This window comes from Zobellia sp. OII3 (assembly GCF_002211465.1).
Lineage (GTDB): Bacteria > Bacteroidota > Bacteroidia > Flavobacteriales > Flavobacteriaceae > Zobellia > Zobellia galactanivorans.
In genome coordinates, this window is sequence record NZ_MWRZ01000004.1 from 337,596 (window position 1) to 356,552 (window position 18,957).

Consider the following 18,957-nt stretch of genomic DNA (forward strand, 5'->3'; position numbering starts at 1 on the left):
TGGTCAAATAAGTATAACAAATGGTTATTTAGTTGATTTGTAGTCTTTTTGTCAGATCGAAAAAAACACGTTTTTTTACTAGACTTTCGTATACTTTCGTTGATAGGCAAGGGGAGAGCAGCCCATAAACTTCTTAAACTGCCTGTGAAAGAAAGGTAATGATTCATAACCACAGGCAAAAGCAATATGGGAAACCGAGTCATGGGTATCAAGAAGCATCCGTGCGGAAATATTGATGCGGTATTCGTTTAAAAAGGTAAAGAAAGGCCGTCCCATCATTTTGGTGAAAAACCTAGAAAACGATTGTTCCGACATATTGACCAGGTCGGCCAATTCTTTTAAATAGATTTTTCGGTTATAGTGCATCCCTACAAAATCGTGGATATCTGCCATTCGGTTACCGTATTCCGAAGGTAGGTCGTCTATAAAGCTTGCGCTCGATAAGGGAGTGTAATCGCAATCGGCCAATTTTACCAATAATGTAAGCAATTGAATATATAGGTCGTGCCCTCCTAATTTGGGGCATTTTTTTAATTGGGATATAAGCGGGGCGGTTGCCTCTTTATCGAATAAAATTCCCTTGGAGGCGGTTCTCAATAATTGAAAGAGCGATTCCAATTCAGGGACTTTAGGGAAAACGCCAAGGTTCCATTGGACCACTATCGATTTTGATAGCCCTGTTTGTTCGGTATTGTTTTTCCAGCAATGGGGAAGGTTTGAACGAAGTAGCACCAATTCTCCGGGTTCATAGGGGCCTACGTAATCACCCACGAATTTTGTCCCTACACTTTCCTCTATATAGGTCAACTCATGTTGTGGATGAAAATGCCAAGGAGTCTCAAAATTCTTTTTAGAATGATAAAAACTCGTTATGGTCCGTTGTTCATCTAAATGTATGGGCTCTAATATGGGTTGCATCCGAAGAACTTTTACAAGGGCAAGATGCCGTATGAAGTGATTTATTTTATCCTAAAATATGTAAAAATTGAATATAAATAGCAAAATAAGGTACTTATTTGCTAAAAAAGGCAACTGATTATGAGTTTTGAATATTGATTTTTGTACCAATCCAGAAAGTCCATTATAAAACTAATACTGTTGGAATGAAAAAAAGTGAGCTTCCAGACCCGTTTGAAAAAGCAAGGGAATCAAAAGGTTACGGGGAAATGAACGATCAAGATGATTCCGTGACCATGCTTTTACGACATAAAGACGTTCGTAAAAGTGCGCATAATTATAAAACCTTTCAATCTGGTGCGGTTCCGGGGCGAATCGTAATTCCTTCAGAAGTGGACATACGCGACACCCGCCAAATACCTTTTGAAGTAGATCCTCCGGTTCATGGAGTATACAGGGCTATTGTAGAGCCTTGGTTCAAAAGACCCTTACAAGCGGAATACCAAGAGAAGTTAACGGCCCAGATTTCAGAAATCGTAGAAGAGACTTTATTAAAAGGGAGTGTAGAGGTCGTAACCGATTTTGCCCTTCGCTTGCAGTCAAGGGCCTTGACCTTACTCTTAAATACAACGTTTTCCGAATCGGAAACCTGGATTTCTTGGGGAACCCATGTGTTTCGAAGTGAAGGAGAGGCGCTAGACGGCGATAAAGCCAATATTCTTTACCATTATATAGATGAACAGATCGATCGAGCCAGTGAAAATCCTGGAGATGATATGTATTCCGTACTTTTAAATTCTGAGTTCGAAGGTCGGAAATTGACCAAGGAAGAAGTAAAGGGGGTAATGGTGTTGACTTTTGCAGGAGGACGGGATACCGTTATCAATGCGGTCACCAATTCTATTGCTTACTTGGCCGAACATCCCGAAGCGTTGGAGCGATTGCGTAAAGAACCTGAGATTACCGGTAGGGCGGTGGAGGAAATGATCCGTTATTTTTCGCCCCTTACGCAAATGGGACGCGTGGTAACCGAAGATACCCATGTATGTGAGCATGCGGTAAAGGCCGATAGTAGAATTTCACTGTGCTGGGCTTCGGCCAACAGGGATGCCGCAGTTTTTGAGAATCCGAACGAAATCGTTCTGGATCGGAAGGTCAATCCACATGTAGGCTTCGGTTTTAGCCACCATAATTGTTTAGGGGCGACCCACGCCAGGCAGATATTGAAAATCTTGCTTCAGACCTTGGCACAAAAAGTAGCTTCGTTCGAAATATTGGACTACAAGGAAAATATAGAGGATTTAGACCACTTTCAGCGTAAAGTAGGTTTTCATAACATTCAAATAAAATTCAACCCTTTAACAAAATAAATTTATGGCAAAAATCACTTTTATCACCAGTGACGACGAAACGATAACTTTAGAAGGAACTTCGGGTTCGGTAATGGCCTTGGCCGTTGAGAACGGCGTACCCGGAATAGATGGCGATTGTGGCGGGGTCTGTTCGTGTGCTACCTGTCATGTACACGTGACGCCAGAAGACATGGTGAAAACAGGGAGTGCCAGTGAGATAGAGACCGATATGCTTGAGCTAGACGACAATGCTGACGAGTACAGCAGGTTGTGTTGTCAAATTGAGATCAGTGACGCCATAGATGGTGTGGTTTTAAAAGTTGCCAAATAAAGAGGTAATGTCAGATATACCGAATAATGAACCGAGCTGTGTAGTGATCGGTGCTAGTCATGCCGGAGTGAATTTTGCCTTTGCCTTACGGCGGGAAGGTTGGAACGGATCGATATGCTTGATAGATGCCGATTCCGTTTTGCCTTACCATCGTCCACCATTGTCTAAAGCCTATTTGACTAGCGATGACGGTATCGAGAAAAACCTTCTAAAGTCAAAGGAAAGCTATGTAAAGGAGCGTATTGAGCTTAAGTTAGGGGTTTGGGTCGATGCCATAGATCGAGAAAGTAAAACAATTATTCTGGCCGACGGTACAACGGTAGCCTATGACAAACTTGTTTTAGCTACGGGGGCACGGCCGATTATGCCACCTATACCAGGTTTGGATACGGCAAAGAATCTTTTTCCGCTTCGATCCGCCGCGGACGTGGCCAATATCAAAAAGACGGTGGCCGAAAACGAATCGCTTCAAGTTGTTGTTATCGGTGGAGGGTATATTGGACTTGAAACGGCTGCGTCACTAAAAAAACTCGGTGCATCCGTTACCGTTTTGGAGCGCGAATCACGCATACTGGCTAGGGTTACGGCTCCGGAAATGTCCGCTTTTTTTCAAAAATTACATCGTGATAACCACGTTTCGGTCCTTACCGAAAAGAACGTAACTTCCATAGAACCGGCATCGAACGGGAATATCGTGGTTTGCTCCGATGGAAGTAGTTACCCAGCGGATATGGTTATAGTGGGGGTAGGTATACACGTAAATAAAGAATTGGCCGAAAAGGCAGGTTTGACTATTGAAAATGGTATTCGGGTCAATGAAATGGCACAGACGAGCGATGCGTCTATCTATGCTATAGGTGATTGTACATTTCATTATAATCCACATTACGACCGCTATATTAGGCTGGAATCGGTACAAAATGCCGTTGATCAAGCGAAAATTGCGGCGGCTGCCATTGCGGGTAAAAAATGTTGTTACGATACCCTACCTTGGTTTTGGTCTGATCAATACGATGTGAAGTTACAAATGGTAGGCCTGTCCGATGGTTACGATGAAGTAGTTGTGCGCGAGGAGGCCGATAAGCCCAATTGTTTTTCGGTCTGGTATTTTAAGGGAGACACTCTTTTGTCCGTTGATGCGGTAAACAATGCCAAAGCCTATGTCTACGGAACAAAGTTCATTAAAGGAGGAGAGAAAATTGATAAATCTAAATTGGGCGGCCCGACGGCCGAGTTCAAACCGGCCAACCTCGTGGCTCAATAACAAAATATAAAAGTAGCTTAGAACTACGTAAAAAGAATAAGAAATGTCTATTCAATCAAAGAGTGCAGTAGCTAAAGGAGATGGTAGTTTTACCATTACCCATGTAACCGTTGCAGAGCCAAAGGCAGACGAGCTACTCGTAAAAATAAAGGCAGCGGGTCTTTGTCATACGGATTATGATTCCCTTAGCTGGGGAAAACCTATTGTTATGGGACATGAAGGGGCCGGAGTTGTAGAAAAGGTCGGTTCCGATATCAAAGATCTAAAAAAAGGAGACCAAGTACTCTTGAATTGGGCAACGCCCTGTATGCACTGTTTTCAGTGTCAGGAAGGCAATCAGCATATATGCGAGAACAATTCACCTGTAGTGGCCGGAGGAAACGGTCATACTCCGGGGCATGCGCATTTAGAAGGAAGCCAATGGGAAGGAAAGCCTATAGAGCGATCTTTCAACCTAGGCACCTTAAGCGAGTACGCTCTGGTCAAAGAATCTGCCGTAGTAAAAATAGAGGAGGAAAACCTGAATTTTTCCGCAGCGAGTATTATCAGTTGTGGTGTAATGACAGGTTATGGTTCTGTGGTCAACTCGGCAAAATTGGCAGCGGGTAGCTCAGCTGTAATATTGGGTTGTGGTGGAGTCGGACTCAACGTAATCAATGCTTGTGAGATCTCGGGTGCGGGTAGGATAATTGCCGTGGATATCAATCCCAATAAACTTGAATTGGCGAAACAATTTGGGGCTACAGATGTTATTTTGGCCGATAAAACGGATGTAGGTTTAGCAAATGTTGCCGAACAGGTAAAGGAAGTGCTTGGCGGTAGAGGAGCTGATTATGCCTTTGAATGCACCGCTATTCCTGCTTTGGGAGCGGCGCCCTTGGCTATGGTGCGGAATGCCGGAACGGCCGTTCAGGTAAGTGGTATTGAAGAAGATATCACTATAGATATGCGCCTTTTTGAGTGGGATAAAATCTACATTAATCCCCTTTATGGAAAGTGTAGACCTCAAATTGATTTTCCAAAACTCATGCAATTGTACAAAAAGGGCGACCTTAAATTGGATGAAATGATTACCAAAGAATACAAACTAGACGATTTGCAACAGGCATTAGACGATATGTTGGCCGGTAAAAATGCAAAAGGAGTTGTAGTTTTTGATTAGAATAAAACATGTTTAGAACCACCGAAATTTCAGATGCCGCCTACGAAAGTGCCAATCTTCGTTTTATTACCGTAAAAACGGAAAAACTAAGGGGGAGAGGGGATATTTGTGTATTTGTACCTCCAATGGCCGACTTGGAAGATTTGCCGCTGGTTATTTTGTTACATGGGGTCTATGGCAGTGCTTGGGTCTGGTCTCAAAAAGCCGGGGTGCACATTTCCGCACTTCAAATGATGGAAAAGGGCGAGATTCCCCCCATGGTAATCGCCATGCCTTCAGACGGACTTTGGGGAGATGGTTCGGGGTATCTGCCGCATCATCAAAAAGATTTTGAAAGTTGGATCGTTGACGATGTGCCCAATGCCGTTATCGAGAATATTCCATCGGTAAGTAAAAAATCGGAATTGTTTATTTCGGGACTCTCCATGGGCGGCTTCGGGGCCTTGCGGTTGGGAGTGAAATATCACGACAGGTTCAGGGCTATTTCGGCACATTCGTCCATTACCGATATTGCGCAAATGGAACTCTTTGTAGAAGAACCCCTCGATAGCTATGTGCAGGAAGACCATTCCGAAAATACAGTCTGGGGGCTCATAGAAAAAAACAAGGCCCAGTTGCCCAACCTACGGTTCGATTGTGGCACCGAAGATGATCTTATCCCTTATAATAGGAAGCTTCACCAAAACCTAGAGGAAAACCGTATTCCACATCTATACGAAGAGTTCAAAGGGGCACATGAGTGGACTTACTGGAGTGAGCACGTCAAGGACAGTCTTCGGTTTTTTTCAAGATTCTGTTAGTTTTTTAACGAATCCATTTCCATTTATTGACTTTCGCGCCGATGGAATCGGTCTATCTTATTATTTACTACCTTTCGGATACATCAAATTGAAAATTCCAAAAGGTATGAAGCACATGCTCTATTCCGTTATAACCTTAAGTATATTGGTTTTTAGCGGTTGTAAGAACGAAGAAAAAAAAGTTGAAAAACAGCAAGGAACGCAGGTCGCTAAACCCAATGTACTCTTTATTTTGGCCGATGATTACGGTTATCATGACCTGAGTATTACGGGGAGTAAATTTTACGAAACGCCAAATATTGATAGAATCGCCAAAGAGGGTATGTCCTTTACCAACGGATACGCGGCAAGTAGGGTGTGCAGTCCTTCCAGGGCGAGTATTATGCTGGGAACCTTTACGGCCCGACACGGAATAACCGATTGGATAGGGGCGAAGGCAGGAACGGAATGGCGCAAGACCGGACGCTTTAATAAATTGCTGCCGGCAGATTATGAGCATAAGTTGCCGGCCGAGGCCATCACTTTGCCAGAGGCCATGAAAGCGGCTGGATACAAGACGTTTTTTGCGGGAAAATGGCATTTGGGAGAAAAAGGCTCCTGGCCTGAAGATCACGGTTTTGATATCAACATAGGAGGATGGGATGCCGGGAGTCCGAATGGGGGATATTTCTCACCATACAATAATCCAAATCTCGAAAACCGAAAAGATGGCGAAAACCTGAGCATGCGTTTGGCCGAGGAGACCGTCACCTTTTTAAAGGAGAACGATCCGAACAAAACCGGAAAACCCGTCTTTGCCTATCTTTCCTTTTACGCCGTTCACGGACCGATACAGACAACAAAGGAGAAGTGGGCGAAATATAGAAAAAAAGCGGTAAGGAACGGGGTGGCGGACTCGGGCTATAAAATGGCGAAATTCCTTCCGATACGTCAGGTGCAAGACAATCCTGTCTATGCCGGTTTGGTAGAGACAATGGATGATGCCGTAGGCAGGGTGTTGAATACCTTAGATTCACTTGGTTTGGACAAAAACACCTTGGTCGTGTTTACTTCCGATAACGGAGGGGTGTCTGCGGGAGATTCGTTTTCAACTTCCAACCTACCATTGAGAGGAGGAAAGGGCTATCAGTTTGAGGGAGGTATACGTGAGCCTTATTTTATAAAAGCACCTTGGTTGGTAAAGGGAGGGGCATCTACTTCAGAGCCCGTAACCGGTGCCGATTTATATCCGACCATTCTCGATGTGGTGGGGGCCGACCTGAAACCGGAACAACATTTGGACGGAAAAAGTCTCTTACCTATTTTAAAGGGAGGCCATTTGGAGGAAAGAGCATTGTTTTGGCACTATCCGCATTACGGAAACCAAGGAGGGGAGCCCTCCTCGGTTATACGAAAGGGCGATTGGAAATTGATCCATTATTATGAAGATGGTCGGGAAGAACTATACAATCTCAAAAACGACCTTCAAGAATTATCGAATGTGGCTTCGGAGAATCCAGAGTTAACAAAGCAGTTGAGCGAGCAATTGTTTGCTTACTTAGATGATGTAGGCGCCCGATACCCCGAGAAGGATCCTGACTACGATCCTAAAAAAGAAGCGGCCTATCTCAAAAAAATTGAAGAAGTAAAAATGCCCGCCCTTGAAAAACAAAGACGCGACTTTTTATCCGCTGATTTTGACCCTAAGGATAATTGGTGGGGTAGTAACCTTACTAAGGATTAAATAAAGAGACTTTGTAGTTTAATTGTAGGTAAATAGGCGAGCTAGGGAAAGGAGGTGGATTTCACCTCCTTTTTTATGGCCCAAACCTATATTAATCGTTTTGAAAGAAACAGCTTGGAACGGTCATTTTACAGTATAATTCATGTGTGTTTTTCTGTATAGCTACATGCGATCCTATTTGTAGTTCGGGTAGGTCTAATTTTAAAAGGAAAGGCAATTGACTGCTTCCTGACTGCATTTTATTAAAAATTGGGGTTTGTTTATTTAGTGAAAAAATCCATTTTTATAAAGACCCGAAAATTTTACATGGACGAGTTTCTTAGATCCATTTGGATAAGAATCAAATCGTATGTGCGCTTGCCTATTTTTTAGATGAAATATGCTAATAAAATGGGTTTTCTTCATCTTGAAATGCAAGAGACCGCTCTAAACATAACTTTCGCCTAAGTCGATACTCACTTTCTTATATTCTTGCACTGGAGCTACACAATTGTCAGTTGTCTATTATTTGATATGTATTTGTTTTATATTTTAAGTAGCTGATTTTTAGTTTTTTGATGTTTGAATTTTAACATTTAAAATTAATGTTGTCTAGTTTTTGTCTAGGAACGATTGTGTAAAAAACTTATGCATATTATATACATTCACCCTATGTTTTTTTGTGATTTAGCAAAAAAAGGATAGTGATATTCCTAAGGTGATAATTTGAAGCCTATTGTTTTGTCATTAAAAGATTTAACTCAGAACTACACAATTAAAATGTAATCAATTATGAAAAACCGAATTTTAAACCTTTTAAAGGGAAGTGTTCTTATGGGGCTTTTCTTAACATTGCTGGGCTTTCAAGAAATACAGGCCCAACAAAGAATAACCGGTACGGTCAATGATGCCCTTGGTCCGGTTCCGGGAGCGAACATTGTTGTTCAGGGCACGACCAATGGGGTGACCACAGATTTCGATGGTAACTATAGCATTGAGGCATCTTCTGAAGATGTATTGGTATTTACCTATTTGGGATATGCAACCCAAACGATTACCGTGGGAAACCAAACCACTATAAACGTGACTCTAGTTGAAGATGCCAGTAAATTAGAAGAGGTGGTTGTTATAGGTTATGGAACAGCTAAAAAGAGTGATGTGGTCGGGTCTGTATCCCAGGTGACATCCAAATCTTTTGAAAACCAGCCGTTGACAAGAACTGAAGACGCCTTGCAAGGTAGGGCATCAGGGGTTAAAGTAACCCGAAACTCAGGACAGCCTGGTGGGGAAATCAAAGTTCGTATTAGAGGTGTCAATTCCATTACGGGGAATAATAGTCCTTTGGTTGTTGTTGATGGGGTTATTGGAGGTGATTTAAGTTCAATAAACCCAAATGATATTGCATCTATGGAGGTGTTAAAAGATGCGTCTGCAACTGCAATTTATGGTTCGAGAGGTTCAAATGGTGTAATCTTGGTTTCTACTAAAAAAGGAAAAGGAAAAGGAAAAATTAGCGTAGATTATTTTATTTCCAGTGATCATGTACGTAAATATATACCTACCCTTGGAGCCGCTGATTTTGCGAGAATAGAAAATTCTAGTAGAGCTAGGGTAAATTCCCCTGCTGTTTATTCTAATGAAGAAATAGCTGCTTTAGAGGCAAATGGAGGGACAAACTATCAAAAGGAACTACTAGGGCAGAACGGATTGACACAAAACTTACAGCTTTCAGCTAGCGGGGCTTCCGAAGACGGTAAGATCAACTATTTTTTATCGGGTAACTATGTGAACCAAAAAGGGATGGTTATTGAAACAGGCTATGAAAAATACTCCGTACGTGCTAATGTAAACGCCGAAATAAGCGATAAGTTAAACGTTGGGGTAAAAATATCAGCTGTTAGGGCCAAGACCGAAAACAACCTGGATCAATTCAACTTATTTGAAGGCAGGAAGATTTTTCAGGCATTGACTTGGGATCCCACCACACCGATTTATAATGAAAATGGAGACTACAATCTATATTCGACGAAAAGTGTTGCCAGTGGTACTTATAACCCTATCGCTGATATGTTGGAATCTGACTTGCAAAATGTAAATGATCGAATAGATGTTAATTTTAATACGGATTACAGCATAACAGATAAGCTTAAATATTCATTGATCGTAGGTGCAAATTCAATTAATACTGCCCAGCAAAACTATATTGTTAGTGAAACTTTGCCGGATGCAACTTACAGTGGGGCTAAAACCACCAGCTTTCAAGTCAGTAATATTTTAACTTGGGCCAATACCTATGGTAAGCACGATATCTCCGCAACTGGTTTATATGAGTTCTCTCAAAATGAATATAGTCAGAATGGATATAAATCAACGGACTATATTGTTCCCGGTAATTATTATTTGGCTGAATTAGGCCAGTCCTTTAATGCATGGAATAACTATAACAAGTCGGATATTCAATCGCTCATGGCTAGGGCGGCCTACGTTTATGATAAAAGCTTATTCCTTACTGCCACTGTTAGAATGGATCAATCTTCACGATTTAGAAAAGATCAGAATACAGGCTATTTCCCATCTGTAGCTTTAAAGTATAGCTTTAAGCAAATGGATTTTCTTAGTAATGGTGATTTTTTAACGGATTTTGCCATCAGAGGGGGCTGGGGACAAGTAGGGAACCAAAATATAGCTCCATATGCAACATATCCTAGCTCGCAAATTGGAGGGGGGGATGCTTCCTACCCCTACAGTGGAGGAACTCCTTCACCAGGGGCTATTCCTGACGGATACGGAAATGAAGATTTGACCTGGGAAACAACGACGCAAATTAACGCGGGACTTGATTTTGCCTTTTGGAACGGAAGAGCAAGTTTATCAATCGACGGATATAAAAAGAATACAACGGATTTGTTATTGGATGTTCCTGTTCCAGGTACCAATGGAGGGGGGGTAATTCCTCAAAATATTGGTGAAGTTGAAAATTACGGGGTAGACTTTTCCTTAGGGGGAGGTATCGTAAGTACCGATAATTTTAATTGGGATTCAAACTTTAATTTTTCCTACGTACAAAACAAAGTGGTTGATTTAGGAGGTGTAGACTTTATACAAGGTTCTTTTGAAGCGACCGATGGTACACAGCAATACTGGAACATTATAGAAAAAGGACGGTCTTTGGGGCAGTTCTTGGGAGCTACGTTTTTAGGAACATGGAAAACAGCTGAAGCTACTGAAGCTGCGGAGTTTGGTAGAGTGCCAGGTGACCCGAAGTACTTAAGGGATGAATCTGGTGATATAGTATATAGACCTATCGGTAATGGTACGCCAACAACATTTTGGGGTTTCAACAATACATTTACTTATAAAAATTGGGACTTGAACTTGTTTATTCAAGGGGTTCATGGTTTTGATGTATACAATACAATGCGGGGTACCATTAACGGTCCTGCCAAGAGTTTTATGTCTCCCGATCAACTCAATCAATGGACACCTGAAAATGAAACGGATATCCCAGCTGGTGGGCAAAGTATAATCGGCTCGTCCAGATTTGTTGAGGATGGAAGTTTTATACGTCTACAAAACTTGGCCATTGGGTATACCCTTCGTGATATCGGAGCTATTGAATCATTGAGAATTTATGCCAGTGGGCAGAATTTATTTTTGATTACCGATTATCAAGGTTATGATCCAGAACTTACATCTGTCGCGGCAGATCCCGCAGAACGAGGCAATGGAGATGTTGCGGCCGGTATCGATGCGGGAGCCTTTCCGAACCCATTGACTATTTCCTTAGGTTTAAAATTCAATTTTTAATAAATCAAAATTGATCAAAATTATGTATACAAAAAATAAGTTGATAAAATATTTAAGTAGCGGTATTGGAATGGTATCGGTGGTTTTTGCACTGTCATTGCAAAGCTGCGCAAACTTAGAAGAGCACCCTTCAGATTCACAATTGGCACCTGGGCAATTTTCATCATTGGAAGATTTTGATTTGGCCGTGACAGGGGTCTATGGAAAATTACGGACGGCCGCTCAATGGACCACATTTAACGTTTTTGGTTGGGCCGGAGATGATATTACCACGCACAAGGCATTGAATAAAGCTCCATTTAGGGAGTATGACCAAATGAATGTTTCTGGTGACAATCCTCGATCATTGAGTAATTGGAACGACGTTTATTCTATGATTCGTGCCGTAAATGCGGTTATCGAGAGTGCAGAAGGTCTTAGTACAACAGATCAAGAGAGATATAACAGGCTTTTGGGGGAAGCCCATTTTTTAAGAGGTACACTTTTCTTACACATGTCTAGAATTCACGGTAGAATACCTTTGCCTCTAACATCGGCACCTGATTTTGAGATAGGATTGGCTACACAAGAAGAAGTCTATCAGCAAGTTGAAAGTGACCTGTTACTAGCAGAAAGCTTGCTTCCGAACATGTACCCCGGCCTAGAGATACCGGAAGGTGCGGCTCGTCCCAATAAAGGAAGTGCACAAGCCATTTTATCGCGTCTTTATATGAATTGGGCCGGTTTTCCTTTAAAGGATAGCTCTAAGTATACCGATGCGGCCAATGCAGCAAAGAAAGTTATTGATAACCATTCTTCCTATGGTTTTGAGTTGGTAAATGACTTGAACGATTTATGGAAAGTAGCCAATAGGTTTAATAAAGAGTCTGTGTGGACAATAGTATATAGTAATGGGGCAGGTTTGGGAAATAGAAAATATGGTATTTTGGGATACCCTGCCGATGTAGAGGGAGGTTGGTCGGAAACTTTTGCTGAAGTTCGATTCTTCGAAGACTTTCCGGAAGGACCAAGAAAAGAAGCAACGTATAGAACAGATTTAGATTGGAAGAATTTTACCGATCAGGTGCAACCTGTATTTACAAAAGTAGCCGGACCTTTAGGAGACCTTCCTAGTCAATGGTCAACGGATAGAAACGACTTTTATATGCGTTATGCAGAGGTACTTTTAAATTATGCCGAAGCTTCGGGTCGATCGGGCAATGCTACTGCCGACGCATGGGAAGCATTGAATATGATTCGAAGAAGAGCTGCCGGTAAACCATTTGATTCTCCGGATCCTTCTGTAGATGTTACTTCTGGAGATTTAGCGGAATTGGCATTCACCGAAAGGAAGTGGGAATTTGCAGGGGAATATTTACGATATAATGATTTGGTTAGAATGGAAAGGGTTGAAGAAGCATTGAAAAATGAAGCCCGTACACCATTGGATCCTAATATCCCAATTGCGAACCCGGTTTTGGGTTCATTATCTCCGGATAATTATTATGCCCCTATTCCTCAGATAGAAATTGATTTAAACCCCAATCTGGCAAATTAAAAGTTGAGTTAGTTAGTTTAAGCATGACGGTAAGGTTTAAAAAAAAAGCCTTGCCGTTATCTTTGTTTAGAAGGGCTTCGTTAAATGGGCCTTGAGCGAACCTCACGGTGTATATCGCTGAAAATCTTTGTATTTTAAAACAATTTAAAATTAATACCGAAAACTTATGAGGTGTTATCCTAAGATGTGGGGGCTGGTAGTGGTGGTACTGCTATGCTCTTGTAAGCAAACAGAAAAGAAACCAACGGCAAATCAAGAAACTATTGAAAAGTCGTCTAGGCTTTTTCGGGAAGTGCCGGCAGAACTTTCGGGTATCGAATTTGTAAATCGGCTCGAAGAGACCTTAGAATCCAATTACTATCAATACATGTATACCTATATCGGTGGCGGAGTAGCAGTCGGTGATGTAAATAACGACGGATATGATGATATTTATTTCACCTCGAATTCATCCGATGATAAATTATACCTCAATAAGGGCAATCTGCAATTTGAAGATGTCACTAAGGCTGCTGGTATAGAACAAAGACCCGGTTTCAATACAGGGGTAACCATGGTAGATATCAATGGTGATGGACTCTTGGATATTTATGTTTCAAGGGGCGGATGGAAAGATGAGGATGGAAAATTCAAAAATTTATTATACATAAACAACGGGCCTTCGGAAGGCGGTGTCGTAACTTTTACAGAAAAGGCTGAAGAATTAGGGCTGGCCGACCCCAATAGAACCATTCAGGCCACTTTTTTCGATTTTGATAAGGACAATGACCTAGATGTCTACATTTCCAATACCCCTGATATAACCAGTAGATCAGAAATACTTGACCTGAATAAAGTTCAAAACGACCCTAAAAGCCTAGAGTTGAAGGGAAGTGACCGCCTATATGAAAATGATGGTACAGGCCATTTTAGCGATATATCAAAAAAGGCAGGGCTGCTTTATGATATTGGTTTTGGATTGAATCCCCAAGTGGGCGATCTTAATAATGACGGGTGGGACGATATTTATATATGTAACGACTTCAATGTGCCCGATTTGGTTTATGTCAACAATGGTGATGGCACTTTTACCGAATCGCGTGATAAGCTTTTTAAGCATATGTCCTTCAATAGCATGGGCAGTGATATGGCTGATATGAACAACGATGGCCTTCTCGATGTGATGACCTTGGATATGAATCCCCAAGATTACGTAAGGTCTAAAACAACAATGGCCATGACCTCTATATCCGATTTTGAAGGTATGGTCGAAAACGGGTACCACTATCAGTATATGCATAATATGTTACAGACCAATAACGGTAACGGAACCTTTAGCGAAATTGGTAATATGGCAGGTATAGCCAATACGGATTGGAGTTGGGCCTTATTGTCGGCCGATTTCGATCTAGATGGGTTTAACGATATTTTTGTGACCAACGGTGTTTATCGCGACGTCATTGATCGCGACAAGAACAATGAAATACTAGAAATCTTAAGGCGGAACAAAAGAAAACCTACGGATGAAGATTTCCTAAAGTTCGCAAAAATGCTCCCTCAGCAAAAGCTGAAAAATTTCTTTTTTCGAAATAAAGGGGACTTAACGTTCGAGGATACGAGTGAGACATGGGTAGATAGTGAAGCCTCTTTCTCCAATGGTGCCGCGTACGCTGATTTTGACAATGACGGCGATTTGGACGTTGTGGTGAATAATATAAATGACACCGCTACATTACTCGAGAATAGGGCTGTTGACAACTCCCAAAAATACTATTTGGAACTGAATTTGGAAGCTGCCGGCAAGAACACATTTGGTATAGGGGCTGTTGTTCACCTCTATTTTGAGGATGGTACCAAACAAATGCGCCAGGTAATCCCTACTAGGGGATTTTTGTCTTCGGTACCTAATTCGTTATACTTTGGCCTTGGGAATCATCAATCGGTTCAACGTGTGAAAATTATATGGCCTGATCGAAAGGTTCAAGAACTCGAAGATGTGCAGGCAAATCAATCTTTACGTGTTGATTATGGCATGGCCCAAGCTAGAAGCGAAGAGCAAGATGAGGCGGAGACCTTGTTCTCTGAACTGGCCTTCGGTGTGAGGCATACCGATCCTTATTACAATGACTATAAGCTGCAGATATTATTGCCCCATAAACTTTCGCAACTAGGGCCTGCCTTGGCAAAAGGCGATTTTAACGGAGATGGTCAAGACGATGTCTTTATAGGTGGCGGCAAGGGCCAGCCTGGACAACTGCTATTGGGCCGATCGACTTCTTTTAAAAAAATAAGTATTCCGGTTTTGGAGGAAGATAAGGGGTATGAAGATATTGGTGCAGCATTTTTCGATGCCGATGGCGATGGGGATAAAGACCTTTATGTGGTAAGTGGAAGCTACGAATTTAACGAGAACCCGAGAATGTTGATCGATAGACTTTATCTTAACGATGGAAGCGGCAATTTGACAAAAGCGCTAGATGCCATTCCCGAAGTAGGGATTTCGGGGTCTATAGTACTTCCTTCCGATTATGATGGTGACGGAGATATCGATCTGTTCATAGGGGGCAGATTAATAACGGGTAAATATCCGTATCCTGCCAGTAGTCTGCTCTTGGTCAATGAAACGGGTAAATTTAGTATACAAAACGATGACCTGGCACCTGAATTTCGAGGATTGGGACTTGTAACCGATGCGAAATGGATTGATATCGATAATGATAATGACACCGATTTGGTCTTGACAGGGGAGTGGATGGGTATTCAGGTATTTCTCAATACAAATAACAAACTCGAACGCAGTGATGCCTATCCTCAATTGGCCGATGCCGTCGGCTGGTGGAATGAAATTTTGATCGAAGATATCGATGGGGACGGCGATAAGGATATTGTTGCAGGTAACTTGGGGCTCAATTCAAAGTTTCACGCTTCCTATGAAAAACCATTTGAAATCTACACCTCCGACTTTGATATGAACGGCTCCGAAGATGTTATTTTGGCAAAAGAGTATCAAGGGAAGCAGGTGCCGGTTAGGGGGAAAAGTTGTATGACGCAGCAATTACCACATCTAGCCCAAAAAATACCAACTTATACCGACTTTGCCAGTAAAGATTTGAAAGGTATCGTTGGCGAAGGACTTCAGACGGCACTCCATTATAAGGCAACGGAATTCCGGTCGGGTATATTTTTGAATAATAGGGGGGTGTTTAGTTTTCAGCCCTTCGTGAACCAGGTGCAAACGGCGCCGATTAACAGTATTTTGTTTGAAGATTTTGATGGAGATGGAATCGGTGACCTCGTCCTGGCAGGAAATAATTATCAATCTGAAGTTGAAACGACCCGCTCAGATGCTGGCATCGGAACTTTTCTGAAAGGAAATGGTAAAGGCACTTTCGTTTTGGTGCCTAATTTGCAATCGGGTTTCTTTGCGGATAAAGATGTTCGTAATATAGCCGCGTTGAATACAAAAGGCAGTAAATTTATTCTAGTTGCAAATAATGACGGTTATCACAACTTGTTTAAATTAAATCAGGATATAGAATAAACTATGGTTTTGCAGGTCAAACATTTGGTTTCTTTTATAATGGTTATCCTTTGTTGGGTTCCACTAAGTAGATTAGATGCGCAGCAACTATCCGATACTTTGGAAGGCCTGCAGGGAGAAGCGTTTTTTGAGGAAGCAAGAAAATTGAGGCGTGACAACCCTGAAGAAGCATTGGTCCTGTTACAAGAAAAACATGAAGAATTATTAAAAAAAGGCGACACGGTCAATGCGGTAAAGGCTCTTTTAGAGATGCCTTATATAAATGGGCAGCATGTTGATTATACAAAATCATACGATACGCTTTGGTATGCCCTTTTTTTGGCGGATAGTGTCGATGATGATGCTTTAAAGGCCTCTGTCTATAATGGGCTAGGTAGACTTTATAGTTTCTTTAAACGAAAAGACGAGGCCCTAGAGTATTTGCAGACCTCCCTTGAAATCAATCGCAAGTTAATTGACAGGGGCAAACTGCAAAAAGCCAAACTGGTTGAAAATTACTATTTGATAAGCGCTACCCATAGGATATTAAACCAGCACCACTTGGCCAGGGTGTATCTTGATAGTTGTTTTGTAAATTATGCTCCCATGGACGGGCAGCTTCCTATGGCTTATTTACATTTTGAACAGGCCTTTCAATTGTATTTGGATAATAAAAACGAAGAGGCCCTGCTGTTGTTGGAAGAAGTAGAGTCGTGGTTTTTAAAGAACAGGCCGTCTTTTCTGGTTTTGGTGTATTCCGATATGGGTGACGTCTATGCGAATATGTCCAATTATAAACAAAGCGAAGCTTACTATAAAAAAGCCTTGGCAATTTCGGAAGAATACAATAGCCATGTTGATTTCTCTTCCTTGGTGTATGAGAAACTGGCCGATTTGTATGAAAGTCTCGGGGCGTATGAAAATGCCTATAAAAACCAAAAGAAGGCAAAAGCCATTGACGCCCAGTTCTTTGATAGTAGAACGGCAATCAACCAGAGTCTTTTGGAAATAAAGGATGAATTTAGGGTAGAAAAGGAAAAACAGGAACGCCTTGTGCGGAAACAGCGTTTGGAAAAATTGGAACAGGCCGATAAGATATCGATGCTGCAGCGTATTATTTTATTGGGCTCCTTGGTTTTTATGGCTATACTTGGTCTTATTTATTTCAGGTCGATTCGAACAAGGCATCTGACGGAAAAGCAAATGTTGCGGAGAAATAAGCAGCTCGAAATCAAGAAGGGGAAGGAACTTCTTGACTTGAAGAATAAAGAGTTGGCCGTATCGGCGCTTCAAATGGTCGAAAAGGATGAGTTTTTGAAGGAAATAGCGGAAAGGTTAAAAGAAGCGGAAGGAATCTCCGATAAACCAGAGGTCAAACAGGTTTTAAAATCCATTTCCCATAATCGAAGCGACAATTGGGAGGAATTCCGCCTTCGCTTTACCGCGGTAAACGAAGACTTTTATAATAAGATCACTACAATGTACCCTAAGCTAAGTCAAGCGGATCAAAAGTTGTGCGCTTTGATCAAACTAAACTTTTCAAGTAAGGAAATAGCTAGACTTCTGGGGATTTCGGTCGAGTCGGTGCACACAACAAGATATAGATTGCGCAAAAAAATGAAATTGGAAAGATCGGTCAATCTGGAAGAGTACATTTCGTCCCTTTAGAAGATTGGTCGAAGGGGAGTCTCTCTATGGGAGCCTATGCAAATTTTTGCGAAAATACGCCCAAGATTGTTAAATTGCGCATATAATATTTTAAAATGAAGAAACCGAAGGCAGAATTAAAGTCCACTTACAATGTTCCAAACTTAGAGAGAGGGCTTTCGATTATTGAGTTATTGGCTACTCGAACCAAAGGTATGACCCTTGCGGAAATAACAGAAACCCTTTCCATTACAAAATCCAGTGCTTTTCGGATTGTCAGTACCCTTATATTCAAGAATTATCTTCAGAAGAACGAAACCACCAAAAAAATAACCCTTTCTAGAAAAATGCTGACCCTTGGTATTTCTTCTATGAACGAACAGAGTATTGTAGAGCATTCTATAGACGTCATGCGCGCATTGCGCGATGAGCTCAAGGAATCGGTCATGCTAGGGGTGCTTCTAGGCTCTACGGGAACTATTTTGGAACAGGTGCCCTCTTCCTACCCGGTCAAACTATTTGTTGAACCTGGTACCCAATTTGATCTGCATAGTTCGGTAGGGGGTAAATGTATATTGGCCCATATTCCCTCGGAAGAAGCTGATATGGCCTTGAACGGAAAACCTCTGACCAAGTTTACCGAAAATACCATTACATCAAAGAAACAGTTTAAGAAGGTGTTGAAAGAAGTTCGGGAAAAAGGATATGCGGTAGATAATAGCGAGGATATTGAAGGGATCAATTGTGTGGGTGCTCCCATATTCAATGAGTACGGTTATCCCGTAGCGGCACTTTGGATTACGGCTCCTTACGGTAGACTTCCTGCATCGCAATTTGAAAGTAAGGGTAAAATCGTTATGAAATACGCCCTTGTAATTTCTACCAAGCTGGGATATTTGACCCATTGATTTTTTGTGGAGTAAAAAAAGAAGTAATTAAATATCACTTTTGAGGTGATG

At 41.7% G+C, this 18,957-nt stretch carries 12 protein-coding genes; 11 read left to right on the forward strand and 1 reads right to left on the reverse strand.

What is annotated here, in order from left to right; all coding sequences use genetic code 11:
• Positions 1-78: 78 nt before the first annotated feature.
• Positions 79-918 (reverse strand): AraC family transcriptional regulator, encoded by an 840-nt coding sequence (locus B4Q04_RS14015; protein ID WP_088697144.1) that lies wholly within the window; start codon positions 916-918, stop codon positions 79-81.
• A 185-nt stretch (positions 919-1,103) separates the two neighbouring features.
• Here B4Q04_RS14015 and B4Q04_RS14020 point away from each other — a divergent pair, with 185 nt between their 5' ends.
• From B4Q04_RS14020 to B4Q04_RS14070, 11 genes are all read left to right on the forward strand, one after another.
• Positions 1,104-2,267, forward strand: coding sequence for a cytochrome P450 (locus B4Q04_RS14020; RefSeq protein WP_088697145.1), 1,164 nt, complete (start codon positions 1,104-1,106; stop codon positions 2,265-2,267).
• 4 nt (positions 2,268-2,271) lie between these two features.
• Complete coding sequence (locus B4Q04_RS14025; protein ID WP_013995998.1) at positions 2,272-2,580, forward strand: 2Fe-2S iron-sulfur cluster-binding protein; 309 nt, start codon at positions 2,272-2,274, stop codon at positions 2,578-2,580.
• Positions 2,581-2,587: 7 nt separating this feature from the next.
• The gene (locus B4Q04_RS14030; protein WP_088697146.1) at positions 2,588-3,844 is read left to right on the forward strand and encodes an NAD(P)/FAD-dependent oxidoreductase; all 1,257 of its coding nucleotides are present in this window, start codon (positions 2,588-2,590) and stop codon (positions 3,842-3,844) included.
• A 43-nt stretch (positions 3,845-3,887) separates the two neighbouring features.
• On the forward strand, positions 3,888-5,006 hold the full coding sequence (locus B4Q04_RS14035) for a Zn-dependent alcohol dehydrogenase (protein ID WP_013995996.1): 1,119 nt from the start codon (positions 3,888-3,890) through the stop codon (positions 5,004-5,006).
• Between the two features lie 8 nt (positions 5,007-5,014).
• On the forward strand, positions 5,015-5,806 hold the full coding sequence (locus B4Q04_RS14040) for an alpha/beta hydrolase (protein WP_088697147.1): 792 nt from the start codon (positions 5,015-5,017) through the stop codon (positions 5,804-5,806).
• 106 nt (positions 5,807-5,912) lie between these two features.
• Entirely contained in the window at positions 5,913-7,529 is a 1,617-nt protein-coding gene (locus B4Q04_RS14045; RefSeq protein WP_201723397.1) for a sulfatase, read from the forward strand.
• 771 nt (positions 7,530-8,300) lie between these two features.
• The gene (locus B4Q04_RS14050; RefSeq protein WP_088697149.1) at positions 8,301-11,315 is read left to right on the forward strand and encodes a SusC/RagA family TonB-linked outer membrane protein; all 3,015 of its coding nucleotides are present in this window, start codon (positions 8,301-8,303) and stop codon (positions 11,313-11,315) included.
• 22 nt (positions 11,316-11,337) lie between these two features.
• Positions 11,338-12,852 carry a RagB/SusD family nutrient uptake outer membrane protein gene (locus B4Q04_RS14055; RefSeq protein WP_088697150.1) on the forward strand — a complete coding sequence of 505 codons (1,515 nt, stop codon included), beginning with the start codon at positions 11,338-11,340 and terminating at the stop codon, positions 12,850-12,852.
• 166 nt (positions 12,853-13,018) lie between these two features.
• Positions 13,019-16,372: a VCBS repeat-containing protein gene (locus tag B4Q04_RS14060; protein ID WP_088697151.1), complete on the forward strand. Its 3,354-nt coding sequence runs from the start codon at positions 13,019-13,021 to the stop codon at positions 16,370-16,372.
• Positions 16,373-16,381: 9 nt separating this feature from the next.
• Positions 16,382-18,019 carry a tetratricopeptide repeat protein gene (locus B4Q04_RS14065; protein ID WP_161496070.1) on the forward strand — a complete coding sequence of 546 codons (1,638 nt, stop codon included), beginning with the start codon at positions 16,382-16,384 and terminating at the stop codon, positions 18,017-18,019.
• A gap of 95 nt (positions 18,020-18,114) precedes the next feature.
• Complete coding sequence (locus B4Q04_RS14070) at positions 18,115-18,906, forward strand: IclR family transcriptional regulator (protein WP_088697153.1); 792 nt, start codon at positions 18,115-18,117, stop codon at positions 18,904-18,906.
• Positions 18,907-18,957 lie beyond the last annotated feature (51 nt).